The 26029-nt window shown below is 35.9% G+C and carries 27 protein-coding genes and 10 tRNA genes; 6 read left to right on the top strand and 31 right to left on the bottom strand.

Annotation, left to right across the window (positions count from 1 at the left end; genetic code table 11):
• Window positions 1-201: 201 nt before the first annotated feature.
• The 11 genes from B5V89_RS12280 to B5V89_RS12230 form a co-directional block, all read right to left on the bottom strand.
• Window positions 202-275 (bottom strand) — tRNA-Gly (locus B5V89_RS12280).
• 18 nt (window positions 276-293) lie between these two features.
• A tRNA-Arg gene (locus B5V89_RS12275) sits at window positions 294-370 on the bottom strand.
• Window positions 371-408: 38 nt separating this feature from the next.
• A tRNA-Leu gene (locus tag B5V89_RS12270) sits at window positions 409-494 on the bottom strand.
• Window positions 495-554: 60 nt separating this feature from the next.
• A tRNA-Leu gene (locus B5V89_RS12265) sits at window positions 555-639 on the bottom strand.
• Between the two features lie 10 nt (window positions 640-649).
• Window positions 650-725, bottom strand: a tRNA-Lys gene (locus B5V89_RS12260).
• A 179-nt stretch (window positions 726-904) separates the two neighbouring features.
• Window positions 905-979 (bottom strand) — tRNA-Gln (locus B5V89_RS12255).
• Between the two features lie 16 nt (window positions 980-995).
• Window positions 996-1072, bottom strand: a tRNA-Asp gene (locus tag B5V89_RS12250).
• A gap of 20 nt (window positions 1073-1092) precedes the next feature.
• Window positions 1093-1164, bottom strand: a tRNA-Glu gene (locus tag B5V89_RS12245).
• Window positions 1165-1179: 15 nt separating this feature from the next.
• A tRNA-Ser gene (locus tag B5V89_RS12240) sits at window positions 1180-1270 on the bottom strand.
• A 4-nt stretch (window positions 1271-1274) separates the two neighbouring features.
• Window positions 1275-1349, bottom strand: a tRNA-Asn gene (locus B5V89_RS12235).
• Between the two features lie 95 nt (window positions 1350-1444).
• Window positions 1445-1897 (bottom strand): SprT family protein, encoded by a 453-nt coding sequence (locus B5V89_RS12230; protein ID WP_066236203.1) that lies wholly within the window; start codon window positions 1895-1897, stop codon window positions 1445-1447.
• Between the two features lie 85 nt (window positions 1898-1982).
• Between B5V89_RS12230 and cmpA the strand changes: the two genes are divergently transcribed.
• Window positions 1983-2093 carry a cortex morphogenetic protein CmpA gene (gene cmpA, locus B5V89_RS12225; RefSeq protein WP_107920420.1) on the top strand — a complete coding sequence of 37 codons (111 nt, stop codon included), beginning with the start codon at window positions 1983-1985 and terminating at the stop codon, window positions 2091-2093.
• A 66-nt stretch (window positions 2094-2159) separates the two neighbouring features.
• Here cmpA and B5V89_RS12220 read toward each other — a convergent pair whose 3' ends face one another.
• The 14 genes from B5V89_RS12220 to acpS all read right to left on the bottom strand — a co-directional run bounded on the left by B5V89_RS12220 (window position 2160) and on the right by acpS (window position 13148).
• Window positions 2160-4331 carry a Tex family protein gene (locus B5V89_RS12220; protein ID WP_108072228.1) on the bottom strand — a complete coding sequence of 724 codons (2172 nt, stop codon included), beginning with the start codon at window positions 4329-4331 and terminating at the stop codon, window positions 2160-2162.
• A gap of 85 nt (window positions 4332-4416) precedes the next feature.
• Entirely contained in the window at window positions 4417-5013 is a 597-nt protein-coding gene (locus B5V89_RS12215; protein ID WP_066236200.1) for a PP2C family serine/threonine-protein phosphatase, read from the bottom strand.
• On the bottom strand, window positions 5010-5807 hold the full coding sequence (gene sigB / locus B5V89_RS12210; RefSeq protein ID WP_066236198.1) for an RNA polymerase sigma factor SigB: 798 nt from the start codon (window positions 5805-5807) through the stop codon (window positions 5010-5012). Before sigB ends, B5V89_RS12215 begins: the two co-directional genes overlap by 4 nt.
• Window positions 5785-6258 carry an anti-sigma B factor RsbW gene (rsbW, locus tag B5V89_RS12205; protein ID WP_108072226.1) on the bottom strand — a complete coding sequence of 158 codons (474 nt, stop codon included), beginning with the start codon at window positions 6256-6258 and terminating at the stop codon, window positions 5785-5787. The genes sigB and rsbW overlap by 23 nt, the downstream gene beginning before the upstream one ends.
• Window positions 6258-6587 carry an anti-sigma factor antagonist gene (locus B5V89_RS12200; RefSeq protein WP_066236193.1) on the bottom strand — a complete coding sequence of 110 codons (330 nt, stop codon included), beginning with the start codon at window positions 6585-6587 and terminating at the stop codon, window positions 6258-6260. The genes rsbW and B5V89_RS12200 overlap by 1 nt, the downstream gene beginning before the upstream one ends.
• 67 nt (window positions 6588-6654) lie before the next feature.
• The gene (locus B5V89_RS12195) at window positions 6655-7662 is read right to left on the bottom strand and encodes a PP2C family protein-serine/threonine phosphatase (protein WP_066236191.1); all 1008 of its coding nucleotides are present in this window, start codon (window positions 7660-7662) and stop codon (window positions 6655-6657) included.
• Window positions 7663-7675: 13 nt separating this feature from the next.
• On the bottom strand, window positions 7676-8077 hold the full coding sequence (locus tag B5V89_RS12190) for an anti-sigma regulatory factor (protein ID WP_066236189.1): 402 nt from the start codon (window positions 8075-8077) through the stop codon (window positions 7676-7678).
• A gap of 4 nt (window positions 8078-8081) precedes the next feature.
• Window positions 8082-8438, bottom strand: a complete 357-nt coding sequence (locus B5V89_RS12185; RefSeq protein ID WP_066236187.1) for an STAS domain-containing protein — start codon at window positions 8436-8438, stop codon at window positions 8082-8084.
• A complete protein-coding gene (locus tag B5V89_RS12180) occupies window positions 8435-9316 on the bottom strand; it encodes an RsbT co-antagonist protein RsbRA (protein WP_181294660.1) in 882 nt (293 codons plus the stop codon). The genes B5V89_RS12185 and B5V89_RS12180 overlap by 4 nt, the downstream gene beginning before the upstream one ends.
• A 154-nt stretch (window positions 9317-9470) precedes the next feature.
• On the bottom strand, window positions 9471-9821 hold the full coding sequence (ndoA, locus tag B5V89_RS12175) for a type II toxin-antitoxin system endoribonuclease NdoA (protein WP_055741345.1): 351 nt from the start codon (window positions 9819-9821) through the stop codon (window positions 9471-9473).
• 4 nt (window positions 9822-9825) lie between these two features.
• The gene (locus B5V89_RS12170; RefSeq protein ID WP_066236184.1) at window positions 9826-10107 is read right to left on the bottom strand and encodes a CopG family ribbon-helix-helix protein; all 282 of its coding nucleotides are present in this window, start codon (window positions 10105-10107) and stop codon (window positions 9826-9828) included.
• Window positions 10108-10290: 183 nt separating this feature from the next.
• A complete protein-coding gene (alr, locus tag B5V89_RS12165; protein ID WP_108072224.1) occupies window positions 10291-11448 on the bottom strand; it encodes an alanine racemase in 1158 nt (385 codons plus the stop codon).
• Window positions 11449-11590: 142 nt separating this feature from the next.
• Window positions 11591-12613 (bottom strand): LolA family protein, encoded by a 1023-nt coding sequence (locus B5V89_RS12160; protein ID WP_108072222.1) that lies wholly within the window; start codon window positions 12611-12613, stop codon window positions 11591-11593.
• A 181-nt stretch (window positions 12614-12794) separates the two neighbouring features.
• Window positions 12795-13148 carry a holo-ACP synthase gene (acpS, locus tag B5V89_RS12155; protein WP_108072220.1) on the bottom strand — a complete coding sequence of 118 codons (354 nt, stop codon included), beginning with the start codon at window positions 13146-13148 and terminating at the stop codon, window positions 12795-12797.
• A gap of 74 nt (window positions 13149-13222) precedes the next feature.
• On the opposite strand from acpS, the gene B5V89_RS12150 reads away from it, so the two are divergent.
• Window positions 13223-13825, top strand: coding sequence for a rhomboid family intramembrane serine protease (locus B5V89_RS12150; RefSeq protein WP_107920413.1), 603 nt, complete (start codon window positions 13223-13225; stop codon window positions 13823-13825).
• Window positions 13826-13851: 26 nt separating this feature from the next.
• Here the strand turns inward: B5V89_RS12150 and B5V89_RS12145 are convergent, their stop codons facing one another.
• From B5V89_RS12145 to B5V89_RS12120, 6 genes are all read right to left on the bottom strand, one after another.
• On the bottom strand, window positions 13852-15300 hold the full coding sequence (locus tag B5V89_RS12145) for a PH domain-containing protein (protein ID WP_108072237.1): 1449 nt from the start codon (window positions 15298-15300) through the stop codon (window positions 13852-13854).
• Complete coding sequence (locus B5V89_RS12140) at window positions 15293-15775, bottom strand: PH domain-containing protein (protein WP_108072218.1); 483 nt, start codon at window positions 15773-15775, stop codon at window positions 15293-15295. Before B5V89_RS12140 ends, B5V89_RS12145 begins: the two co-directional genes overlap by 8 nt.
• A 199-nt stretch (window positions 15776-15974) precedes the next feature.
• On the bottom strand, window positions 15975-17459 hold the full coding sequence (gene cshA / locus B5V89_RS12135) for a degradosome RNA helicase CshA (RefSeq protein ID WP_066236173.1): 1485 nt from the start codon (window positions 17457-17459) through the stop codon (window positions 15975-15977).
• Window positions 17460-17735: 276 nt separating this feature from the next.
• Complete coding sequence (locus B5V89_RS12130; RefSeq protein ID WP_108072216.1) at window positions 17736-19115, bottom strand: UDP-N-acetylmuramoyl-tripeptide--D-alanyl-D-alanine ligase; 1380 nt, start codon at window positions 19113-19115, stop codon at window positions 17736-17738.
• 82 nt (window positions 19116-19197) lie between these two features.
• Window positions 19198-20283 (bottom strand): D-alanine--D-alanine ligase, encoded by a 1086-nt coding sequence (locus tag B5V89_RS12125; protein WP_108072214.1) that lies wholly within the window; start codon window positions 20281-20283, stop codon window positions 19198-19200.
• Window positions 20284-20399: 116 nt separating this feature from the next.
• Window positions 20400-21167 carry a hypothetical protein gene (locus B5V89_RS12120; protein ID WP_108072212.1) on the bottom strand — a complete coding sequence of 256 codons (768 nt, stop codon included), beginning with the start codon at window positions 21165-21167 and terminating at the stop codon, window positions 20400-20402.
• 252 nt (window positions 21168-21419) lie between these two features.
• On the opposite strand from B5V89_RS12120, the gene B5V89_RS12115 reads away from it, so the two are divergent.
• The 4 genes from B5V89_RS12115 (at window position 21420) to B5V89_RS12100 (ending at window position 26027) form a co-directional block, all read left to right on the top strand.
• Complete coding sequence (locus B5V89_RS12115; protein WP_066236165.1) at window positions 21420-22712, top strand: hemolysin family protein; 1293 nt, start codon at window positions 21420-21422, stop codon at window positions 22710-22712.
• Window positions 22713-22863: 151 nt separating this feature from the next.
• Window positions 22864-24048, top strand: a complete 1185-nt coding sequence (locus B5V89_RS12110) for an FtsW/RodA/SpoVE family cell cycle protein (protein ID WP_108072210.1) — start codon at window positions 22864-22866, stop codon at window positions 24046-24048.
• A 171-nt stretch (window positions 24049-24219) separates the two neighbouring features.
• Window positions 24220-24630: a MerR family transcriptional regulator gene (locus tag B5V89_RS12105; protein ID WP_107920953.1), complete on the top strand. Its 411-nt coding sequence runs from the start codon at window positions 24220-24222 to the stop codon at window positions 24628-24630.
• Window positions 24631-24674: 44 nt separating this feature from the next.
• Window positions 24675-26027 (top strand): hemolysin family protein, encoded by a 1353-nt coding sequence (locus B5V89_RS12100; RefSeq protein ID WP_066231259.1) that lies wholly within the window; start codon window positions 24675-24677, stop codon window positions 26025-26027.
• The last annotated feature ends 2 nt before the right edge of the window (window positions 26028-26029 follow it).

The following is a 26029-nucleotide window of genomic DNA, read 5'->3' as shown; positions in this document are numbered from 1 at the left end:
GAAATAGCTCTAGTTAAAAATTAATTGACGTTTCGTTTTGTTCAGTTTTCAAAGATCAATCATTACTTCCTTTTAAGAAGCAACTTTTTAACTATATCATTTTAAAAGTTTAATGTCAACAACTTTTCGAGTTTGTTTCAACTTTCATAGAAGCGACTTTTAAATCTTATCATCTTTATAAAATGATGTCAATACTTTTTTTGGAGCGGGTGATGGGAATCGAACCCACGACAACAGCTTGGAAGGCTGTAGTTTTACCACTAAACTACACCCGCATATTATAATTGTTTTAATGGCGCGCCCGATAGGAGTCGAACCCATAACCTTCTGATCCGTAGTCAGACACTCTATCCAATTGAGCTACGGGCGCATTTTTTTAAAAAAGCAATTTACTTTTCTGAAAGACTTTGGTGCGGCCGAGAGGACTTGAACCTCCACGGTGTTGCCACCACTAGGCCCTCAACCTAGCGCGTCTGCCATTCCGCCACGACCGCATCTTAAAAAGTGACATACAATATAATAACAAACTACTAGATAAAAATCAATAAGTTTTTTGGTGCGGGTGAAGGGAGTCGAACCCCCACGCCCTGCGGCGCCAGATCCTAAGTCTGGTGCGTCTGCCAATTCCGCCACACCCGCGCAAATTTAATGGTGAGCCATGAAGGACTCGAACCTTCGACCCTCTGATTAAAAGTCAGATGCTCTACCGACTGAGCTAATGGCTCTACATGAATATAAATATGAAGTTTTATTTAATCTGAACTAGGTTAAGCATCTACGACGTCCCAATCTCAGAAAGATCATTCAAGTTGCAGCTCGATTGGTACGCTGAAGCTTCCCTTCGAAGTTTAGTCGTTCGTGCTCTACCGACTGAGCTAATGGCTCGAATAAAAAAATAAAAAAATGGCTGGGCTAGCTGGATTCGAACCAACGAATGACGGAGTCAAAGTCCGTTGCCTTACCACTTGGCTATAGCCCAATATCATTTTTTAAAATGGCGGTCCGGACGGGACTCGAACCCGCGACCTCCTGCGTGACAGGCAGGCATTCTAACCAGCTGAACTACCGGACCAAAACTATTATTTATAACAATGACCCGTACGGGATTCGAACCCGTGTTACCGCCGTGAAAGGGCGGTGTCTTAACCGCTTGACCAACGGGCCACAAAATTAATTAACTGGCGGAGAAGGAGGGATTTGAACCCTCGCGCCGCTTACGCGACCTACACCCTTAGCAGGGGCGCCTCTTCAGCCACTTGAGTACTTCCCCTATATGGCTCCGCAGGTAGGATTCGAACCTACGACCGATCGGTTAACAGCCGATAGCTCTACCACTGAGCTACTGCGGAATAACATGTCATCTTATCGACTCTTAAAATTATAATTACGATTACACATTAAGTCAACCCATTTTAAAAAGTTTTTTCAAAAACTTATCATACACTTATTTCATCTCCAATTTCCCCCTGCATTTGCCACAAACAAAACGATCAACATCCACTTTCCTTCTACGTGTAAAAATAGTCTTACACCCTTTACAGACATATTTATATATTACTTTGGACTTTTTCCTTTGTACACTCTGCAATGGTGAACAGAATCTTGGGGCTTGTACTTCTTTAAGTAATTTTTTGAAATCATTGTCGCGATGTTGGTAGCCTTTTCCTTCAAGATGAAGATGATAATGACATAACTCATGTTTGATGATTCCAATCAATTCTTTTTCACCAAATTCAACATAATATTTATAGTTTATCTCAATATTATGGTTTTTTAGCAAATATCGCCCACCAGTCGTACGCAGCCTTGAATTAAATAAAGCAACATGTTTAAAAGGTTTTCCAAAGAACCTTAAAGATATTCGTTCAACTAGTTCTTGAAGCTCTTGATCATTCATCTTTCGTTCCCCTTTTTCCATTTTGCGTGAACATGACAAACTATTATAGCATATTGTAGATAATACTAAAGGAGGACTTTTGCCTATGCCAACTTGGTTTCAAAATCAAATGCGAAAAGCTTTTTCAGAAAAAAATCGATATCAAATTAAGCTTCTCAATCAATGTTGGTTTTTTTATCAACAAAAAATTTTATAACCCAATTATATGACAACTGTATAAATAATTGGCGTGTATGTATACACGCCAACGTTTACAACGCTACTAGCTTTGTAGCATTGTTAATGATAATCTTCCCTTTTGAGTATCCACTTTTTCTACCCAAACAGTGACAATATCCCCTAATGAAACTACATCCAAGGGATGTTTCACAAATTTATTACTAAGTTTAGAAATATGAACAAGTCCATCCTCTTTTACTCCGACATCGACAAATGCACCAAAATCTACTACATTTCTTACGGTTCCTTGCATTTCCATTCCTACTTTTAAATCTTCTAATTTTAAAATTTCCTTTTTCAGTAGTGGTTTTGGTAATTCATCGCGAAGGTCGCGCCCCGGACGATTTAATGCATCTATAATATCCTTTAATGTTAACTCACCAATATTTAATTGCTCTGATAATTCACTTAAAGAATAAGAACTTATCGCTTCTTTTAATTTTTCCGTTCCAATATCGCTAGGTGAACAATTTATTTTTTCCAGCAATGTTTTGACGGCTTGATAATTCTCAGGATGTATAGGAGTTTTGTCTAACGGATCATCTCCATCAATGATTCTCAAAAAACCAATACTTTGCTCATATGTTTTCGAGCCCAAACGTGGAATTCCTTTTAACTCTTTTCTGTTGTTAATCTTTCCAGTCTCATTTCTATACTTCACTATATTATTTGCAACTGCTTTACTTAATCCGGAAACATATTGCAATAGTGAGGGGGAGGCAGTATTTACATTTACGCCTACTTGGTTTACAGCTGTTTCCACAACAAATGTAAGTGATTCATTTAGTTTCTTTTGGGAGACATCATGTTGATATTGACCCACACCAACAGATTTTGGATCAATTTTCACTAACTCTGCTAATGGGTCTTGTAGTCTTCTAGCAATTGATACTGCGCTTCTTTCTTCTACTTGAAGGTCAGGGAACTCTTCACGTGCCAAATCAGATGCGGAATATACACTTGCCCCGGCTTCGTTAACAATAATATAAGAAATATCATCATTTATTTCTTTTAGAATTTCAGCGACAAATTGTTCTGTTTCTTGGGAAGCTGTTCCATTCCCTATTGCAATTACTTCTATTTTAAATTCTTTAATAATATCAATTATTTTCTTTCTTGCTTCTTCCGGTTTTGCTTTTGGTGGGTGTGGATAGATAACACCGATAAATAAAACTTTACCCGTTTCATCTACTACTGCGAGCTTGCATCCTGTTCGATATGCCGGATCAACACCGAGTACCTTTCTCCCTTTTAATGGGGGCTGTAATAATAGATTTCTAAGATTTTCGGAAAAAATATGAATCGATTGATCTTCAGCTTTTTCCGTCAATTCGTTACGAATCTCCCGTTCAATGGAAGGTTGAATTAGTCGTTTATAGCCGTCTTCAATTGCTTCTTTTACATATGGTGTGACACTAGACTGTTCATTCTTGATCACTTTTCGGAATAGTTGACTAATTATCTTTTCCTGATCCGGTTGAATGTTGACCCGCAGAACATCTTCTTTTTCCCCTCTGTTTAATGCAAGCACACGATGTGGGACAATCTTTCGTACTGGTTCTTCGTACTGGTAATACATTTCAAACACTTTTTTATCGTCTTTATCTTCTTTTTTTAATGTTGATGTAACGATCCCCGTTTTAAATGTCTCTTTCCGTATCCAATCACGAGTAGTTGCATCATCGGAGATCCACTCCGCAATAATATCCTTTGCCCCCATGATTGCATCTTCAATTGTATGTATTTCTTTTTCCTCGGATACATAATGTGCTGCTTCTTCATTAATATTTTTATCTGATGGATATGTCATCATCCATGTTGCCAACGGTTCCAACCCTTTTTCCTTAGCAATCGTCGCTTTTGTCCTTCTTTTTTGTTTATAAGGTCGATATAGATCTTCCACCATTTGAAGCTTATCGGCATTTAAAATCTTATTTTTTAATTCATCACTTAACTTTCCTTGTTCATCAATTAAACGAATAACTTCTTCTTTGCGTTGTTCTAGATTTTGGATATAGTTCCATCGGTCCATAATTGCTCGAATCTGAACCTCGTCTAATGCGCCTGTCATTTCTTTTCGGTAACGAGCGATAAACGGAACGGTATTACCTTCTTCTAGTAATGCAATGACATTTGAAATTTGTTTGTTCGAAAAAGATAGCTCTTTTGATAAACGTTGCTGCAGTTGGATCTTTTTTTCAACCGTTTGTTCCAAATCAAACACCTACTTCTTTAAAATTCACTAACAATCCTGCTAAACATATATTATCATTTCTTTATAAAAAGGAAAAAGCTTGCGATTAACGCAAGCTTCCAATAATGAACGTAGAATCATCCTCTTTGGAGAACTGTTTATTTTTTATTTCATTGGCGATTATTTTAACAGATTGGCAACTTTTTATTAACGTTTTTGTGTTATTAACTGCGAAACCATCCGTGTGAAAAAGAAATTTTGAATTTGGTTCATATAAAAAACGTTGTGTACGAATGTTTTGCGGACGCCCGGATAAGAAACCTCTTATTGGTAAAGGATATATCGTTTTGCCAGTTGGGGTATATAAATAAAAGCGGATATTTCCCACACAACTATATTCGAATTCACGAGTTGAAAAGTTCACCTTTAAAACAGCAACTGCCGCACCACGTTTTTGTGCGAGCACTTCATTGCAACGTTTCATTAATGTTTCTACATCATCAGTCATATTGTCTTTAACTACTTCTACAACAGCTGATGACGCTTCATAAGCATAACGACCACTGCCCAATCCATCCGCTAAGACACATAAAAAGTATTCCTCGGTAGCGGTAAAATAGTAACTATCTCCACAATAAGGTTTTCCTTCTTTAGCTGATTGGTAAGCATAAATTTCTACCAGCTCTTGCTGCAAATGTTTCATACCGATGAACTCTTCCTATCTCGTGATTCTTCGTTAATCGCATCACGTAATTTCTTAATCGCCTTCCTCTGAATCCGGGAAACATGCATTTGAGAAATTCCTAGTTTGTCTCCCGTCTCCTTTTGACTTAAATTATCTAGATAAGTTAATTGAATAATTTTTCGTTCTCGTTCATTTAAAACATGTAATACTTTATCAAGAACCATACGTTGATTTACTTTTTCAAAACCTGTATCTTCTTGACCTACTATATCTAAAAGCGTAACAGTACTTCCATCTGAATCAGCTTCAATGGAATGATCGACAGATAGGGCGTGGTAACTTTTCCCCATTTCCATCGCTTCCAAAACTTCTTCTTCGGATACATCCAACTTTGCAGCAATTTCATCAATTCGGGGAGAGCGCTGCAATAAGACCGTTAGTTCTTCTGAAGTTGTTTTTATTTTCGGACCTAGTTCCTTAATACGGCGCGGGACGTGCACACTCCAAGTTTTGTCACGTAAGAATCGCTTAATTTCTCCGATAATTGTTGGAATAGCAAAGGCTTCGAAGCTTTTCCCATATGAAGCATCATAACGCCTTATAGCCCCAAGTAATCCAAGTATACCAACCTGGAGAATGTCTTCTTGATATGATTTACCTTTAGAATATTTCCATGAAATGGACTCCACTAATTTTTTGTAATGCATCACAAGTTCATTCTGTGCGTCCATATCCCCGCTTTCTTGAAATGTCTTTATTAGTCTATTGATTTTTTCTTTTCCATATTGACTAGGTTGAGACAATTCGGGCATCGGTCTCCACCTGCTCTCCTTCAAGGTATTTGGTCATTAAGACCGTTACCCCTTTCTTATAATGAAACCTAACTTCATCCATAAGACTTTCGATTAGGTAAAGCCCCAGGCCTCCTTCACGCATAAACTCAACTTTTTCATTCTCATCGTACGGACCAGTTTCTGATTTTGTCTTTTCAACATCGAAGCTTCTGCCTTGATCAGCAACCATTACATCTAAACGATTAGGAAAGACGGTGAACCCGACAAATATTTCTCCCGCTGCATCTTCCTTATACGCGTGTTGAATTGCATTTGTAATAGCCTCGCTAGTTGCTATTTTTAAATCTTCTATCATTTCATATCCAAAACCCATACGGCTTGCAATTCCAGAAAGGGTTAATCTTATGACACCAATATATTCTGGCTTTGCGGGAATCTTCATCTCGATGTTATCGAATGCCTCCACCATTATACTCCACCTTCTACCTCGGTATAAATTTCCATAATATTAGTTAAACCTGTAATATCGAATAACCTTTTTAATCTTTCAGATAAACCACTTAAATATAGTTTTCCGTTATTTGCGCGGATGCTTTTGAACAGACCAACAAAAACACCTAAGCCTGTACTATCCATATAAGAAACATCCGATAAATCAATCGACATCCATATTTCTTCCTTTTCACCATAAGGAACAAGTGATTCCCTTAATTTTGGTGCGGTGTATGCATCAATTTCTCCATTAATTTTTACTAGAACATGATTTTCACTTTCTTGTATATCAATTGATATGTTCATAACGTCCACCTCATTAAACGTTTATTCTTTTTCTTCTTTACCCCGATTATAATAAGGCTAAACCTTTTTAAATTATTCTTTTTAAAATAATTAAAGTGAAATCATCTCGAAGTTGAAAAGCCTGAAGTCTTTCTAACTCTTTATACACATTCGTTACAATTTCTTGTGCTGGTAGATGGATATATTTTCCAATTAAATGCGTCAAAGTGTTTCGTTCGATAAATCCCTCATTTGTGCGACACTCGGTGACCCCATCTGAAAGTAAAATAATGAGATCGTTTTTTTGAATAAATTTTTTATATTGTCGGTATTTAGTATTCTTTTCTATTCCAAGCAATAATCCTTTTGCATATAAGTCCGTGAATTCACGTCTGTTTGAGTCATAATAAAATCCCGGTTCATGCCCCGCAGACGAATAGGATAGATAATGATTCAATGGATTATACAATCCATAAAACATTGTAATGAACATATTTGGGTCCACATTTTGTTCAACAACCCTATTTAAGCTTTCTAGAATAATATTGGGTTCGCCATTCCCTTGTAAACTGTCCATCGCATACTTAATCATGGACATACATAATGCAGCAGGGATTCCTTTCCCTATCACATCTGCAATAGCAACACCAATGCATCCATTTTCATCCGTTACAAAATGAAAATAGTCCCCACTCATATGTTTAGCAGGTACACTAATAGCCCCTATATCCAAGAAATCCGTTTGTGGAATTTTTGTCCCTAATAAGGTCTTTTGCATGCTTGCAGCTATTTCTATTTCCGTTTTTAACTCTTGTTGTTGACTTCTTAAGCTTTGATGCTCTCTGTAAGCTAATCCATATCCCATCATTAATTCAAGAAGAACATCAAAGGACCTAAGAATACTGCTCGGTACGCTCGGTTCAATTTCATGCATTATTGTGCGATGCCAATTAATAATTTCTTCAGGAGATATACGGTATTCAATCGATTTTCGGCTAAGCTGTTGAGCATGATATAACACTTGTTCATTTTGATTTTCTAAATAACTTTTTATAATCTCTTTATATTTTTGTTCAAGTACTGTTTTAGAGTCCATAAATTACTCCTTTCTAGCGGAGCCATTTGATCGCTATAATAGTCGTACCCTTGTTTGGTGTTGAGTCTATATCAAATTCGTCCATAAGGCGTTTGACCCCGGGCAAACCAGCACCTAATCCACCTGACGTAGAGAAACCATCCTCCATTACTTTCCGAATATCATTGATTCCAGGCCCTTCATCTTTTGCAATGATTTTCAAACCGATTTTTCCATCTTTAATTTCCTTTTCAATACAAATTTGTCCTTGACCGGCATAAAGAAATATATTTCTTGCCAATTCACTAATCGCTGTTGTAATTCTTGCTTGATCAACTATTCCAAAGTGTAACTCTTTAGCTACGTTTCGACCTAATTGTCGAACCGCAACGATGTCCCACTCATTTAATATCTCTACGCAGGATTGGAGCTCCATAAAGTTAATCCCCCAGTTCCTGTTGTAATTTCTCTAAACCATTATCTAGGTCTATTGCAGTTAGAACATCATCCAACCTAATCCCCAGTTCAATCAAGGTGATTGCGACGGCTGGCTGAATCCCAGTTATAACAACTTTTGCCCCCATAAGTTTTGACATACTTATGACATCTCCAAGAACCTTCGCTATAAAAGAGTCGATAAAATCGATGGAAGTAATATCGATCACAACACCACGTGCACTTGTTGTATGAATTTTATGTAATAGATCCTCTTGAAACTCTAATGCCGTTTGATCATCCAGTTCCCATTGAATGGATATAAGCAAACAATCTTTTAGTTTTAAAATCGGTATCCTCACAGTGCACCCTCCCACTTCACAATTTTTCGATTTGTTATTTCCAATGCTTTCTCTATGCCTTTTCTTAATGTACTCGTTGTAATGATTTGTGACAAATTAATTCCCAGGTTAACGATTGTTTGTGCAATTTCAGGGCGGATTCCTACTAACATACATTTGGCGCCTACTAAACGAACAGCATCAGCTGCTTGAATAATATGGTGAGCTACCATCGTATCAACTACGGGAACACCGGTAATATCGATTAACACGACTTCCGCACGATGTTTTACCACTCCGTTTAATAGGTTTTCCATAATCAGTTTCGCTCTTTCGGTATCGATTGTCCCAACAAGAGGCATAACCGATATTTTTTCAAATACAGGAATTAATGGTGCTGACAATTCTTGGAGAGCAATTTTTTGTAAAGAAACGGTCCTTTCCCAAGTACTGTTATATGCTTTAATAATTTCATTATTTATTGGCGTCATCCAATTTTCAAAAATGGTAAAGTATTCGAGTTTTTTCTCCGAAGAAAACAGTTTAGTTTCATTTACCTTTTCAAAAATTACTTTATTTAATGTAGCTATCCCAGAAGTAACAAAAGTTAAAGGCCAACCAAGTCGAACAAGCCTTTCTGCGAAATCAGTAAGTTTTTCGTTATAGTTTTCACTTGAATCCGTTAATCTCGATAATATGACATTAACAAACTCACTGCTCGTATTAACAAATACTTGATCGGAAACAACATTTATAAAGCGCTCATCCTCGTCACTTTTCATTCGTTTCATCCACTCTTCTAAAATCTCGTCTTTGTGGGTTGGAATATATTCTATTAAAAAATTGTACACCTCGACCTCTCCAATCTCAAATCTATTTCTAATTACTTCCTTTTCCATCTCTTATCTATATTTATGTTATCAAAAAATAAATAACTAAAATATTTTTTATATCCTTTTTTAGACAAAATAAGTCGTTTTTCCTACCACTTTTTATACTTATAAAAAAAAGAAACCCCCATCTAATTGAGTGTTTCTTTGCTGATTCATCCTATTAAAATTCAATAAGTCCTAAACTAATTTGTAATGCATCGTCCACTTTTTCCATCATTTCTTCGTCTAAATGTGTGATTTTGTCTGTTAAGCGTTGTTTATCAATTGTGCGAATTTGTTCAAGCAAAATAACAGAATCGCGTTCAAAGCCATAACGCTTTGCATCAATTTCAACATGTGTAGGAAGTTTTGCTTTTTGGATTTGCGCTGTAATAGCAGCAACAATTACAGTGGGACTAAACCGATTCCCAATGTCGTTTTGAATCACTAAAACAGGACGTACTCCGCCTTGTTCGGAACCGACAACAGGGGAAAGGTCAGCAAAATACACGTCACCACGCTTAACAATCAAAGGACTAACCCCCGCTTACTAAGCGTTCTACTGTATGTTCTGCTTCGTATTCTGCTTGAATCGCCTCAGATGCAATCGCTAAATTAATTTTAGCCATTTCCATGTAGCCACGTCTCATTGATTCACGAATTTGTCTTTTTTTACGCTCACGCAGATACATTTTTGTAGCGCGATAAATAAATTCATTACGATTCACATTCTCTTGTTCTGCAAATCCATCAAGTTCTATTAACAATTGTTGCGGTAACTGAATTAATATTTCTGTTGTTGCGCTGGATTCAGACACAAACTACACCTCCACCAATCACTACACACCGATTCTTAAATACCAATTTAATAATACCACCAAATTTACTATATGCAAATATATTTTAAGCATTCCTAAGTATTATCGCCAAAAAAATCTATTAAATATGCAAATGGATAAAATAATTTTCTAAACATCTATAATTACGATTAATAAAAACAATCAGATTAAACGATTATCCACTTCAATGATCTCACCATGTTGGATGTATACTCTAGGGATTCTTGTTGAAATTAAACATGGTATTTCATAATTGATGGTTTCAAGTTTTTTTGCTATCTCATCCATCGAGATGTATTCAGTTCCTTGTTTTCCGACTAATGTTGCTTTTGTTCCAATCGGTACTTCACGTTTTAGCCTGATCATGCATTGATCCATACAAATACGACCTACAATCGGCACTCTTTCTCCTTCCACGAGCACTTCTTGGCCTTGTAATTTACGGATCCATCCGTCTGCATACCCTATTTGGAGTGTTCCTATCCATTCCTCTTGCTCCGTTTTATAGACAGAACCGTAACTAACCCCTTCACCCGGTGGAACCTTTTTCACGTTTGAAATCCTCGTATGAAGTGAAAACACCTCATGCAAAGGAAACGGAAGAACGCTTTTCATTTCTTCGGACGGGGAAAGCCCATACATTCCAATCCCATATCTTACCGCATTAAATTCGGATTGATCAAAACGTAAGGATGTAGCACTGTTTGCACAATGAATAAATGGAGGTTTTTCATTTAATGCTGCTACCATTTCTTTAAATTTGAAAAGCTGCTGATTATAGTATTGTTGATCAAGTTCATCAGCCGTTGCAAAATGAGTAAATAGACCTTCAAATTGAAAACAATCTGAATGATGAAGAAACGATTCAATCTCTTTTAAATCACTTATTTCCCTTACACCAATCCTTCCCATCCCAGTATCACATTTTACATGGACGAGAAGCTTCTGTTCTTTATTTAAGTGCTTTTCTGCTTGTTCTAGCCACTCTTTTTGAAAAACAGTTAATGAAATATTATATTGGGCAGCTATATATGCATCTGTTGGTCTGCTTGCCCCTAAAACAAGTATAGGTGACATGATTCCTTTTTTCCTTAACGAAATGGCTTCATCTAGAAAAGCCACCGCTAATCCGTAAGCACCCGCTTGTAATGCTGCTCTACCAATTTGTACATCCCCATGCCCATAAGCATTCGCTTTCACTACTGCAAAAATTTTTATTCCACTAGGTAAGTGCTTTTCAATTTGCTTTAAATTCTTAATTAATTGATCTAAATCGATTTCGACCCAAGTATCTCGAAAAAACGGTGTTTTTTCATTCATTCCATCCACTTCCCTAATTAACCTATATGATTATTTCCATCATTATTTAAACATATAACAGACAAAAAAGAAAACAGGTTCCCTTAAAACTGAACCTGTCTGCATAAATATTGTTTACTATTCTTTTTATGTTATATTTCATTTATTTTACGGGTTCTGATTGTACCGATTGAGCTACCTCAATTAATTCATTTTCTGTTAACTCTTTCGATGCAATCATATAATCAACACCATCTTGAGTCCAAGATATGGAGCCTTTTGTTAAAGTACCGATAGCAAATCCTAAATCTACCATATCAGCATCAGCAATTGATGTAGGAACCATCGTTGCCGTTTGCATCGCTTCTGCCTTCTCTTGTATCATCGTAAACGATTTTTTTCCAGTGTATGTCAATACTACACGTTTCCCGTTTTCTGTATTAATTTCTTTTTCATCCAATAGGGCTGTATCACCAATTTTCGCAGTAGGATATTTCACCGTTAACTCAGTTCCCTCTGGTTTTGCACTGGCAGGTATTTCATCTAATATAGAACTCGTTAAATTTTTATGTGTGTCAAATGCATTTTTATCGAATTTCGCATTGAAATCCACTTTCGTAAATTGTACAGAAACTAGTGTTTTACGGTCTGTATCCATAACCTTCACACTTTTCGGAGATAAGTTTCTTTTATTAAAAACAATCTCCTGATAGGGTAACATTTTATTGTTTTGGTAACGAGTCTTTGTTTCAAATACGTATTGGTCTTTCGTTGATTTAAACGTTGCATCTTTATCCAATAAAATATCTTTTACAAGCGATTCAAATAAATATGCTTGGCTGCTGTTTTGTGGCCACTCACTTTGAAATTTATAACTTTTATTAAGAGCAGGTGTTAATACGTACACCCCTTCTTTATTTCTTAAAATCATTTGACTTTGCTCTTTTATATCATTTTTCAAAAGTACTCGATAAAAGTTTGGCTTATTATGCCAAATTTCAATGTCATAGGTTTGTGGTTCATTTCCCACTTGCAACGTCATTTTCGCTTTTGCCTTATACCCTTTTAAGTCCTCTATCTTTTCTTTTAAATTTCCTACTACATCTTCTTGCGACTTGGATCCACAAGCTGATAGTACGATCATTATTGCAAGAGCCATCACAAGCATCCAAACCTTTCTTTTCATCCCTTCAACCCCTTCATAGTGTAATATTCGTTGGTGAAGAGAAAGGCCAGCATAAATCAATTACCAAAAGTCTCTGACTTTCATCATCTACTTATAGCAATGTTCAAATAAGCCTTGTCTCTCCTATCGCACTATGAATATATGAGACAACCTTTAAGAATATGCAAAGGGGCAGTAATTTTTATATTGTCTCAATTACAACTTGCGCAGCCGCAAATTGCTTACTATGTGTGATGGAAAGATGAACACCCTTTTCATGGGGTTTACGAAAGTAGGGCTTTCCATTGTTATCTACCATAATCTCCATATCTTGCAAAGAAAGCTCCTTTCCTATGCCCGTTCCCATCGCTTTCGAGAAAGCTTCTTTTGCAGCAAATCTGCCTGCTAAGTATTCAGATTTTCTTGATTCCTTTAGTTCTAAATATAGTTCCAATTCACTTTCGGTTAAAATTTTTTCGGGAAATCGCGGTTGACGGGTTCTTAATTGATGTATTCGGTCAATTTCAATAATATCTATTCCTATCCCTTGAATCATTTTATTCAATCCCTTCTATCACTATAAGTTGTTGCATATGATGTACAAGACTTTTTGCGAGAGGAGTATATTCTATGTATATTCGTAACGAAGGTTTCTTTCAATATATAAAAAACTACCCAATCGTTAGCACTATTATTTTACTACATGTATTGTTGTTCATAATGAATTTTATCCCACTTATCCCTCACAAATACATTTTCCAATGGTTATCCGGAGTAAATCTTTATATAGCAGATGGACAATTTTGGCGACTCATTACTCCCATTTTTGTACATGCGAGTTTCCCACATTTACTATTTAATTCATTTTCCCTACTCATCTTTGGACCATTTTTAGAAAGATTAGTAGGAAAATTGATTTTCTGCATATTTTATCTTATTTGTGGAGTGATTGGAAATATCGCTACATATCTTTTATTACCACTTACATATAGCCATGTAGGTGCTAGCGGGGCAATTTTTGGTTTATTTGGTATGTATTTAGCGATGATTGTTTTAAAAAAACATATGTTGACGATGACTATTCACCAAGTAATTATACCAATTGTTGTCATTGCCCTCGTTATGACTTTCCTTGAACCAAATGTGAATATCATCTCACATATTTTCGGAATATTGTCGGGCTATTTGATGGGAATTGTATATCTTACTGCTAAAAAAAAGGGCATCCAATAAATTTTTTTGATGATGCCCATTGTCTTTTATTTACGATACCACTGATAAATCCTATTCACATCTGATAATTCTAAGTGATAAACCTTTGAAGTTTTTCCTGACCCGGATGACTTAACTGTGGAAAAGATTGACGCTAAATGCAGCTTTCTTTGAAACCAGCTTTGTTTTACCATCATACTTTGAATACGATTTTTCCTCATAAATATGGTATGTTTTAATAATCCTCGATAGCGAAGCGATAACTGATCTTGTTCCACTCTCCATCCTGCAGCACGATAGCGCAAAAGACCGAAGACTGCAAAGAATGCTAATAATATTATACTTAATAAACCAATGGGCCAGAAGGCGATGGCTAAACCTGCTGATATAGGGAGAACTTTCAATATTTCGCGAATGATATATCGATTTTTCGCACGACTTGGTGCTTTATGAAAAGAAGTATGAAAATTATAGTCTGTTAAAACATCACCTAAAATACTGGGGATTTTGCTTTTTTTCACTATTGGAATAAGTACGACATTCATACTTTCTTTATCTGCAACCGAACCGCCGGCACTTTCAATAAATACCGATGCGTAGCCCCATAATTGTCTTAGCGGGTTTTCAGTAATGCGTACCGCTTGAATTCGATGAAGAGGAATGGTCGTTTGACGTCTTTCTAATAACCCTCTAGTAATAATGAAGTTGCCATCACTTAGTTTCGTTGTAAACCCATTATATTTAATCAATGTAACAACAATTGATCCGATCCAAGCAACTAACAGAATTAGTACGATTAAAAATATAATTAGAAATACACCACTTTCAACGAGGTGACTCAGCTCTTTAAATATTTTTTCATAAGGGATCATTTCATTAAATTGTGAGATAAAGGCTAACAAAGCCGATACAATCACACCTGCGCCTCCGGAGGTAGATGCCATAATAAACATTTCTTTATTAGAAATTTGATAAATGATTTCATTTGATTGTTCGACATCAAATGTGACATCATTAGTTTCAATTTTTACCGATGACTTTTTCGCCTCTGTTATAATCTGTTGAATTTCATCGGCTTCGCTTTTTTTAATCGCTGTTAACTCAGCCTCCGCCTCTGTTACATTGCTGTTTCCCGCTGTTTCAATTTTCACTTTAACTAAACCGAATGGACGATGTAGAATTCCTTCGGATAAATCCAAACTTTGAATTCTTTCGAAAGGTATATAGCGTTTTTTCTTTACAAGTAAACCGTATTCAATTCGCAGTTCCCCCTCTTCCAAACGATAGGTAAACCGGCGCCATTTCACAATCCCTGAAATTAATACAATTAAGATCATCAACATCATAAAGAATATAGGTATATATTCCCATATAGATTCTTTATGCCCTCCTCTACCGATAAAAAGGAAGATGATAATCGGAGCAATCAATTGTTTCAATTCATTAAGAAAATTTGAAATTGCGGTGATCGGATGTAATCTCTTATAATTAGACATCATCTTCATCCACCCTTGCCAACGCAGAAATCGAATGACGTAAACGATCAGCCTCAAACATATCAACAGCCGGGATATGATGAACAGTCGCAGCCGTGGAAATCGTTATTGTAGCAAGATCGTAGTTTCGTAAAAGCGGCCCTTGAACAGTATCAACATGTTGGACACGAATCATCGGAACGAGCGTCCGCTTAATAATAAAAACGCCATGTTGTAATTCTATTTCTTGTTCCCTCACTTCATATTTCCATCTTTTCCATCTTATTTGTGGAATGATGAATATAAAAAGAACTGAATACAATAAGGCGATGATTAGAGCTAATCCAGTAAACCAAGTACTCCAATCCCATAAAGAAATGATAAATATTACCGCTGCACACCCGATCCAAACAAGGAGTGAATGTAAGATGCCGGTTATTTTCCACACCTTTAAAGCAAGCTTTGATATCCTTTTCTGAGGTTCTCTTATTTCCATACCCTACCTCCATCTAATGGACTATGTATATATACGTTTAACTAGAGCTTTTGTTTCATTTTTAAATGAATATTGGATTAAAAAAAGCAACCGGACATCGCTCCGATTGCTTTTTGTTTGCAAGCTCTATGTTCATAATAGCCAGCGTATTGATCGCTTACTCTTTTTTGGCCCTATTACATCAATTTATAATCGCGTTTTATGATCTGTTATGATCTCTTTTGTAATCTTTATTATTATCTCTGTTGAATTCTCTTCTTCCAGATCTTCTTGGCTTACGGTTGGCATTTCCACCGCTTCCACCTTTATTTCCATAAGATGGTTTCCCGCGTCTAGAGGAAGATCTTTGCCCATCTCTCTTCGATGGAAGAGGACGCTCTTCTGTAATATGGACAGGTGTTTTATCAGGCTCTTTCGTCATTAATTTAAGAGCAGCTGCAACAATTTGCGTCGCATCATTTTCTTCTAATAATTCCTTTGCGACATTAGCATACTCATTAAGATTATTTTCTTTCACAATATCCGCTAGTTTCTCCATTGAAACGCGAATTTGCCCTTCAAATGCCTCATCCCAACTTGGTGGACGCATTGGCATCATTCTCTTTTTCGTTGTTTGCTCAACGGTTTTTAAATAACCCATTTCTCGAGGAGTAACAAATGTAATGGCCATTCCTTCTTTACCTGCACGACCTGTTCGACCAATACGGTGAACATAGCTTTCAGGATCTTGCGGAATATCATAATTGTATACATGTGTTACACCTGAAATATCTAATCCACGTGCAGCAACATCTGTCGCCACTAAAACGTCTACTTTTCCATCTTTGAACTTTCTCAGAACAGACAAACGTTTAGCTTGACTTAAGTCTCCATGAATACCTTCCGCTGTATAACCTCTAAGATTTAAGGCATTTGCCAATTCATCGACACGTCGTTTCGTACGGCCAAAGACGATAGCAAGTTCCGGTGATTGAACATCTATTAAACGAGAAAGAACGTCAAACTTTTCTCTTTCCTGTACTTTTACATAATATTGTTCAATTAAAGGAACCGTCATTTCTTTTGCTTTTACGCGTACTAATTCAGGATCTTTCATGAATCTCTCAGCAATTCTTCGAATCGGATCCGGCATTGTTGCTGAGAAAAGTAATGTTTGGCGTTCTTCCGGAACACTAGATAAAATAGATTCAATATCATCAATGAATCCCATATTTAACATTTCATCTGCTTCATCGAGTACTAATGTAGATACTTGATCAAGCTTTAATGTGCGACGTTTAATATGATCTAGAATACGACCCGGAGTTCCAACAATAATTTGCGGACCTTTTTTCAACGCTTTAATTTGGCGTTGAATATCTTGCCCGCCATAAACTGCTAAAACACGCGTTCTTGCATCATATCCAATTTTATATAGTTCTTCAGATACTTGGATCGCTAATTCACGTGTAGGAGCAATAATAATTCCTTGAATATTAGGGTTTTTCGTATCAATTTTTTCAATTAGCGGAATCCCAAAGGCTGCAGTTTTACCAGTTCCTGTTTGCGCCTGACCAATAATATCTTTTCCTTGGGTACTTAATGGGATTGTCTTTGCTTGAATTGGTGATGCTTCTTCAAAGCCCATTCGTTTTAATGATTTTAAAATTGCCGGGCTTAAATTTAACTCTGAAAAATTCGTCAATCTTCTCATTCTCCTTTATTACTTAACAGGGCCAAGAAAACCTAAAATGGTTTGTTTCCCCGATACTATACAAAAAAAAGTCACTCATTTGTAAAATAAAGAGTTGCGGCAAAAAGTGTAAACGATGTATGGGTATCGTACCATTAATTAGCAGGGATTTCAACGAGCAAGAAATCCCAAATTATCTTCTTATTTAATGAATACGAAATACCTTCCCGATTATTATTCCCTATTTACCAAATAAAATATAAGGACCCTGTAAAAATTTAATTTCTTTTAATTTTCAATCAAGGACTTAACAACCTCTTCTAACTTCATTCCTCTAGAACCTTTTACAAGTATCCATTCATCTCCTTTAATAATAGATTTTAATGACTGTATGAGTTCTTGTTTGTCCGAAAAGTGGAAAACTCGTGTTGGCGGAAATTGTTCCGATGCACTTTCTGCTATATATTTTCCCAATTCTCCATAAGTAAAAACATAATGGATTTTTTCCGGATTTAATATACTTCCCACTTCTTTATGGAATTGGATTTCATTTTCTCCAAGCTCAAGCATATCTCCGAGAACAACAATTTTCCGTTCATCCTGATCAAGGTTTTCTAACATATGAATGGCAGCTTTCATCGATGTCGGACTTGCATTATAGGCATCATTTATCACTTGTGTTCCTTTTATTCCGGAATGTAGTTCCATTCGCATAGCTGAGAGCTTTAATGATTTTAGCCCGGACTCTATTTCCTCCAGCGACAAGTCTAATTCAAGCGCTGCGATTATACCCGCCAAAGCGTTTAAAACATTATACTCTCCTAGAACCGGTAGAAAGAGGTGTTTATCTGGTGCGATATTAACGGAGAATATGCTTCCATGATCTTTTTTCTCAATATAAATTGGGAATACATCATTCGACTTAGACTTCCCAAATGTTTTCACCCTAAAGTTGTTGTATAAATGTTCCCGTTCTTTTAAAAGTGGTTCATCACCGATATAAATAAATAATCCATCCTCAGATAAACCTTTCGTAATTTCTAACTTAGCTTCAGCTATTCCTTCCCTTGATCCGAGATCTTGAAGATGTGCTTCACCAATATTCGTGATAATCGCGATGTCCGGTTTTGCCATTTTCGTCAAAAATTCGATTTCTCCTCTAGCACTCATTCCCATTTCGAGGACAGCAACATCAGTCTCTTCATTTAATGAAAGGATTGTGATTGGAAGACCTAAATGATTATTGTAATTGCCTTCTGTTTTTTGCACGACATACTTCTCACTTAACATAGCGGTTACGATGTCTTTTGTCGTTGTCTTTCCGTTACTGCCGGTAACACCAACAATTTTAATAGTAAGTTCTGAGCGATAGTTTCTTGCTAATTCTTGCAAGGCAACTTCGGTATTTTCTACTATGATTATTGGTAAATGCGTAGGCGGATTAGGAACATCCTTTTGCCATAGTGATCCAGCTGCTCCGTTCTTTATCGCATCTTCGACATATTTATGTCCATCGACATTTTGGCCTTTAAAAGGGATGAAAAGATTCCCGGATTGTAATTTTCGAGTATCAATACATACTCCATTAATCATCGTATCAGCAAACGGGGAAACATCATTTTCAACCTTAATCATTTTAGTTATCTGCGAGATCGTTCTTTGAATCATTATTCATTTCCTCCAGGCATTTAAAAAGAATAATAAGGGTGTCTCTACTTGATTTATGAGATACCCTTATAGATATTGAAAATTAAAATGTGTGTTTAATGTTTTGTTTATCCTTATGTCGCTCTTGTGCCAGCTCTACCAATCGTTCAATTAATGCAGGATATTCAACTCCGCTATGCTTCCATAGAAGTGGGAACATACTAAATGGTGTAAAACCAGGCATTGTGTTTACTTCATTAATCAACACTTTCCCTTCGCTTGTAACAAAGAAATCGGCACGAACAAGGCCTGAACAATCTAATGCTTTAAATGCTTGAATAGCCGTTTTTGTTAATTCACGGTAAGTATCTGACGAAATTTCAGCCGGAATAATTAATTCTGTATTTCCATCCTCGTATTTTGCTTTATAATCGTAAAAGTCTTTTTTAGGAACAATTTCTCCAGCCACAGAACATTCTGGATCGTCATTACCAAGCACACCAATTTCTATTTCTCGAGCAATAATCCCTTCTTCAACAATCACTTTTCGATCAAATTGAAAAGCTTCTTCAAAGGCTGCTCCCAACTCATTACGATTCATACATTTACTTATCCCAACACTGGAGCCAAGATTTGCGGGTTTTACAAAGCAAGGATATCCTAGTTCTTTTTCAACTTTTTCATATGCAGCTTCGCGATTACTTTCCCAATTATTGCGGATAAACCAGACATATTTAACTTGTTCTAAACCTGCCTGGGCAAATAAATTTTTCATAATCACTTTATCCATTCCGGCAGCAGATGCTAAAACTCCGTTTCCAACATAAGGTAAATTTAATAATTCAAGCATCCCTTGCACAGTACCATCTTCACCATTTGGTCCATGTAAAAGTGGGAAAATTACATCATACCCACTGTTTGCCTCTGACTCGGAAGGCGCACTTACTAATGAAGTCGAAAGTGCATTAGGAGCGATCATTTCTCCCGTAGAAAACTCTAAAGCTTTAACACTTTCAATCGGACCTGTAATTGCTTCCCCTTTTATCCATTTGCCCTCTGTATTTATATAGATCGGATTGATATCAAATTTTTCATGATCAAGTGCCTGTATAACTGCTTTTGCTGTTTGCAAGGATACTTGATGTTCAGCAGATTTCCCGCCATAAAGTAAGCATAATTTGGTTTTCATGTTTTTCCTCCATCATAATAACTACAAATAGTTTAGCATTATTCCATTGATTGTTGATTTAGGTCATTTGCCTAAATTATCTTATGTAAAAAGTCCGATTTCTGTGCTGGATCATTTTATTTCACAAAAGCCTTCCATTCTTTAGCTTTTCGATCATAAACAATTTTTCCATCTAATTGACGCCGATCGCGTTCCTTATATTCCTCGTACATTTCGTCCATGTCATAGTAATCACCAATGACCCAAATCGGTATTTCTACAGTAGTTCTAGTGTAGGTAGCCTCTTCAATCGCAAAGAGCATTCCCTCTTTCATATCTTCAATAAATGGATAAAGGATTTCGACTGGTATTGAAGGAATATCCTTTTTCTTTTTAAATCCAAGAAGGGTTTTCTCTGCTTTTTCATTTAACCGGTTGGATATGGTGGTTCCTAAAGTTGTATAGAAGTCATCAAAGCGACGATAGTAAGTTTTGTTAACCCAGCCATCGTCATGGGATAAATAGGCAAACCGATTATTCAACTTTCGATAAAATGGCAGACGCAAGTGAGATTTTATATGGCTTAAATATAATAATTCTGCAATCTCCTGACCATCTAGATGATTTAATGTATCCTCATCCTCAAAATCAATCCAGCAAAAATCTTCATAATGATAAATGTTGTCTTTTGTCATTTTCGGAATCAATTCAGCGTCAACATAACCAAGTAATGTATGGAGATTAAAATTCGCATCCTCAAATTGATGTCTTAGTAAAAGAAGATTAGGTAAATCAGGAAAGGCTTGATAAAAATCATAAAAATCAATGCCATGTGATAAGACATAATGATCCACAACATTTGTATGAACGTAGATGACTCCCCGATTCGCAACACGATTTTTCAATAGAGTTCCCTCCGAATTAATATCTCCTAATGGGATACGTAAAAAACAGCTTCATTTTGAAAGGGCTGTTTCACAAAAAACTTTCGTTACTTTTATTTTACCAAATTTTTATGATAAATCCTTAAAATATTTTCTACATATTTTATCATCGATTGTTTTGCAACCTTTTTTATTTAGATTTATTCTGTATGATTTTCGGGTACATTATCAATAAAAGGAGGTGCAAGTTTTACTTATTAGTAAAACAGTCCTATGCCAATAGTCAATTTTATCATTATTATTATTCTTATTGCCATTACTGCTTTTTTCGTCGCTTCAGAATTTGCTATTGTTCGTGTGCGTACTTCTAGAATCGATCAATTAATTGCGGAAGGAAACCAGTCAGCTATAACAGCAAAAAAGGTGATTTCCAATCTTGATAGTTATTTATCAGCTATTCAGTTAGGTATTACCGTTACTTCCCTAATATTAGGATGGCTAGGTGAACCGACAGTCCAAGTGTTATTAAACCCAATTTTGGAAAAAATTCATTTTCCGCCGTCCATTTCTAGCATTATTTCGTTTATTATTTCCTTTGCCCTTATTACTTTTTTTAATGTTGTATTAGGTGAACTGGCGCCAAAATCATTTGCTATTCAAAAAACAGAAGAGATTACTTTATTTGTTGCCAAACCTTTAGTTTGGTTCAATCGCATTATGTTTCCCTTTATTTGGACATTAAACAAATCATCACGTCTCGTAACCAAACTTGCCGGACTAAAACCTGCCTCGGATAGTGAAATTGCACCTACAGAGGAAGAGCTTCGCATCATTTTATCGGAAAGTTTAAAAAGCGGTGAGATTAATCAATCCGAATATAAGTACGTGAATAATATTTTTGAATTTGATAATCGAATTGCAAAGGAAATTATGGTACCGCGTACAGAAATGGTGACATTGGAAAAAGAAGCAACAATTGATGAAATTTTAGAAACTGCAAAGGTTGAAAAGTTCACAAGATATCCTATTACAAACGGTGATAAAGATAGTATTATCGGGATTGTAAACATTAAAGAAGTCTTAACCGATTGTATTTTTGATGAATGTCTCGAAGAAAACCCAATTGAAAAATATATAAAACCTGTTCCAAAAGTGATTGAAACAGTCCCAATAAAAGGGCTTTTATCTAAAATACAAAAAGATCGTACACATATGGTAATTTTACTTGATGAATATGGCGGGACCGCAGGGCTAGTCACTGTTGAAGATATTCTTGAAGAAATCGTCGGAGAAATTCGTGATGAATTTGACTCAGATGAAATTCCGCTCATTCGAAAGATTAATGATTCCCATTATATTTTAGATGCAAAAGTGCTAATTGAAGAAGTTAACGATTTACTAGGGACCCATATTTTTGATGAAGAGATCGACACCCTCGGCGGTTGGCTCCTTACGAAGAAATATGACTTAAAGAAAGGTGATATTGTGGAATGGGAGAATTTTGAATTTATTGTATCAGATATGGAACAATCACATGTCCAATATGTTGAAGTGAAAAAAATATAGTAGAAATCTAAAAAGTTTTCAAGTGATTGACGCTTTAAAAACAGCACAGAGTGGATTGAGCGGAAAGGAACGGACATAAAAAAAGGAAACCTTTTCTTAAAGTAAGACGTCTATAACTATTGATGTGTTACATAGAAATTAGGTGAAAAAAGTGAAAAAGCAACAAAAAGTGATCGATAAGATTGATTGGACATTAGTGCTTATCTTGTTCTTATTTTTAATAATTAGTTGCATCTCTATTTCAAGTGCACAAACATCTGCTCAATATAAAGGAAATTTTGTTCTGCAACAAGGTGTTTGGTATGTGATTGGCTTTACGATAATCGGAATGGCTATCATTCTAGATCCTAGCCAGTATCGAAAACTTTCCTATTATTTTTACGGATTTGGGATTTTATTACTAGTAGGATTGCTCGTTGCACCACATTGTATTGATACAGGATGTCTAGTTCCTAAAAGGAATGGCGCTACGAGTTGGTACGTATTACCAGGATTAGGGCAAATACAGCCCTCTGAGTTCATGAAAACATTCTTAATTCTTGCAGTAAGTAATATAATTGCCTCTCACAATGAAAAAGTGACCGTAAAAACAACAAAAACAGATCTGTTTCTTTTGCTAAAAATAGGATTAATTACAGCGCTGCCACTTGCTTTAATTTTACTTCAACCGGATTTGGGAACCGGTTTGGTTTTAATTGCGATTGTCGCCGGATTGGTGCTTATTTCGGGGATTACTTGGAAAATCATTTTACCATTATATACGTCCATTCTGACTATCGGGGGCACAGTATTATATTTTGTCATATGGGCACCTGAAACACTTGTAAAATATCTTCCTGTTAAAGCATATCAATTCGATCGAATTTATGCTTGGCTCTACCCCGAAAACTACCCCGAAGAGAGCTGGCATCTCCTTCTCTCGATGAGTGCTATCGGGTCCGGTGAAATATCAGGTAAAGGCTTTTTTAACAAAGAAGTTTATTTACCTGAAAGACATACGGATTTTATTTTTAGTGTAATTGGAGAAGAATTCGGATTTGTTGGAGCAAGTATTGTTATTTGTTTATACTTTTTCTTAATTTACCATTTAACGAAAACGGCCATTTTCACAAAAAGTCCATTCAACTCTTACGTTTGCGCCGGCATTATTTGTATGATTACTTTTCATGTGTTTCAAAACATCGGAATGACCATCCAGGTACTTCCAATCACAGGCATTCCGCTTCCGTTTATCAGCTATGGTGGAAGCTCTTTAATGGGGAATATGTTAGCTTTAGGATTGATATTTAGCATCCGGTTTTACCACAGGGATTACATGTTTTCTTCGGAAAATTGATAAAGTCGATTTTGGAAAAAAATCGACTTTTAATATTAAATATAAAGCATAGTGTACAATATAACTCCATAAATTATGTTAAAGAAGTATGAAAAGTATCACGTTTGACTGTATGGTTTATTTTTTTTATAATATGTTTAACATTTTATTAAGGGGTGATCGAATGGGGCTGTGTACCGAATCGGTGAATTAGCATCAATAGCGAATGTTTCAAAAAGAACAATAGACTACTATACTAGTATTGGCTTATTGAAAGCAAGTCGATCAAAGTCGAATTATCGAATATACGAAACAGACGCAATAGATGACTTGAAATTTATTGAAGACTGTAAAAAGCTGTCCCTGCCTCTTGATACGATCCGAAAAAAATTGGAAATCAAAAAAGGCATTACATTAGATGAGAAGTTACTTTTACAGCGCGTTGATTTTGTCCATCATCAAATAAAACAATTAAATAATGAGCTATCAGATTTAATTTTTGCAATTGAAAAACTAAATCAAGAAGAAAAGGAATCTTTTTACCAAAAGCTAATTTCTGAAAGTACTTGTTTAGTAAACTCTTTAAATCTATTAACAAAATAGGAGGTGACTCCTATCTCGTGTTCATACGGGATAGGTAAACTTATTTGGACGACATATTTAGGCTTGTGCTTGTTTTTATTATCATAGCACTTTCCGCATTCTTTGTTGCATCGGAATTTGCAATTGTAAAGGTAAGAAGTACTCGAATTGATCAGCTAGTAGAAGAAGGAAACAAGAAAGCTCTTGCTGCCAAGAAAATTCTTTCTAATTTAGATGAATATTTATCTACAGTGCAGCTAGGTATTACAATACTTTCGTTAGTATTAGGGTGGATTGGTGAGGCAACGGTTTCCAAGTTACTTATGCCGGTATTTTCTTTTGTCCATATTACTGGACCATCCGTACACGTAATTTCTACCATTCTTTCTTTCCTACTCATTACATTTGTACACGTAGTTGTAGGTGAATTAGCACCAAAAACGGTGGCTATTCAAAAAGCTGAATCGATTAGCTTATTAACTTCACGACCACTTATCTTTATTCATCGCATATTATTCCCATTCGTATGGCTTTTAAATACTTCTTCACGATTGGTAACAAGACTGTTTGGTCTTAAGGAAGTAAATGAGAATGAATTGGCCCATACTGAAGAAGAATTGCGAATTATTGTTTCCGAGAGCTACAAAAGCGGTGAAATTAACCAATCTGAGTTTAAATATGTGAATAAAATATTTGAATTCGATAATCGAATTGCAAAAGAAATTATGGTCCCACGAACCGAAATTTCTTCACTTTCGAAAGAAGATTCTTTAGATGCATTGTTACAAACGATTCGTGAGGAACGATACACTCGCTATCCAGTAATCGATGGGGATAAAGATCACATCATTGGGATGGTTAATGCAAAGGAATTTTTAACAGATTTACTTGGTGATCCTGATACGAAACCAACGCTTAATTCATATATCCGTCCGATTATCCGGGTAATCGATACGATTCCTATTCAAGAGCTTCTATTAATGATGCAAAAGGAACGTATTCATATGGCCGTATTAATTGATGAATATGGCGGAACATCAGGACTTGTGACAGTAGAAGATATACTAGAAGAAATTGTTGGTGAAATCCGAGACGAATTTGATATGGATGAGGTGCCACTTATCCGTAAAGTGAAGGAAAATCATTATATTATTGATTCAAAAGTATTAGTTACTGAGGTGAATGATCTCCTTGGCACGCATATCGACGATGAAGATATCGATACAATTGGCGGTTGGGTTTTAACAGAAAATTATGAAGCCAAACAAGGTGATGTCATCGAATTCGAAAATTTCGATTTCACTATTAAGGAAATGGAAGATCTTCATGTGAAATATGTTGAAGTGAAAAAAAAGCCAACACAAGACGTAAAGCTTAAAAAGCAGCTCCCAATCACAAATTCTGAAGCTGCACTTTAATA

It is taken from the genome of Heyndrickxia sporothermodurans, assembly GCF_003055045.1.
In the GTDB taxonomy this organism is placed as follows: domain Bacteria; phylum Bacillota; class Bacilli; order Bacillales; family Bacillaceae_C; genus Heyndrickxia; species Heyndrickxia sporothermodurans.
This window is presented reverse-complemented; position numbering and strand designations above follow the sequence as displayed.

Bases quoted from the DNA above. Each gene is read 5' to 3' on its own strand.
- B5V89_RS12115 (WP_066236165.1), top strand. From the start codon at position 21,420: ATGCCAATAGTCAATTTTATCATTATTATTATTCTTATTGCCATTACT.
- alr (WP_108072224.1), bottom strand. From the start codon at position 11,448: ATGAATGAAAAAACACCGTTTTTTCGAGATACTTGGGTCGAAATCGAT.
- B5V89_RS12145 (WP_108072237.1), bottom strand. From the start codon at position 15,300: ATGTCTAATTATAAGAGATTACATCCGATCACCGCAATTTCAAATTTT.
- sigB (WP_066236198.1), bottom strand. From the start codon at position 5,807: ATGCCCGAATTGTCTCAACCTAGTCAATATGGAAAAGAAAAAATCAAT.
- B5V89_RS12125 (WP_108072214.1), bottom strand. From the start codon at position 20,283: ATGAAAACCAAATTATGCTTACTTTATGGCGGGAAATCTGCTGAACAT.
- B5V89_RS12140 (WP_108072218.1), bottom strand. From the start codon at position 15,775: ATGGAAATAAGAGAACCTCAGAAAAGGATATCAAAGCTTGCTTTAAAG.
- B5V89_RS12230 (WP_066236203.1), bottom strand. From the start codon at position 1,897: ATGAATGATCAAGAGCTTCAAGAACTAGTTGAACGAATATCTTTAAGG.
- B5V89_RS12200 (WP_066236193.1), bottom strand. From the start codon at position 6,587: ATGAACATATCAATTGATATACAAGAAAGTGAAAATCATGTTCTAGTA.
- B5V89_RS12195 (WP_066236191.1), bottom strand. From the start codon at position 7,662: ATGGACTCTAAAACAGTACTTGAACAAAAATATAAAGAGATTATAAAA.
- rsbW (WP_108072226.1), bottom strand. From the start codon at position 6,258: ATGGTGGAGGCATTCGATAACATCGAGATGAAGATTCCCGCAAAGCCA.
- B5V89_RS12160 (WP_108072222.1), bottom strand. From the start codon at position 12,613: ATGAAAAGAAAGGTTTGGATGCTTGTGATGGCTCTTGCAATAATGATC.
- B5V89_RS12130 (WP_108072216.1), bottom strand. From the start codon at position 19,115: ATGATTCAAAGAACGATCTCGCAGATAACTAAAATGATTAAGGTTGAA.
- acpS (WP_108072220.1), bottom strand. From the start codon at position 13,148: ATGATTCAAGGGATAGGAATAGATATTATTGAAATTGACCGAATACAT.
- cmpA (WP_107920420.1), top strand. From the start codon at position 1,983: ATGCCAACTTGGTTTCAAAATCAAATGCGAAAAGCTTTTTCAGAAAAA.
- B5V89_RS12190 (WP_066236189.1), bottom strand. From the start codon at position 8,077: ATGGAGCTCCAATCCTGCGTAGAGATATTAAATGAGTGGGACATCGTT.
- B5V89_RS12150 (WP_107920413.1), top strand. From the start codon at position 13,223: ATGTATATTCGTAACGAAGGTTTCTTTCAATATATAAAAAACTACCCA.
- B5V89_RS12215 (WP_066236200.1), bottom strand. From the start codon at position 5,013: ATGAAACATTTGCAGCAAGAGCTGGTAGAAATTTATGCTTACCAATCA.
- B5V89_RS12180 (WP_181294660.1), bottom strand. From the start codon at position 9,316: ATGGAAAAGGAAGTAATTAGAAATAGATTTGAGATTGGAGAGGTCGAG.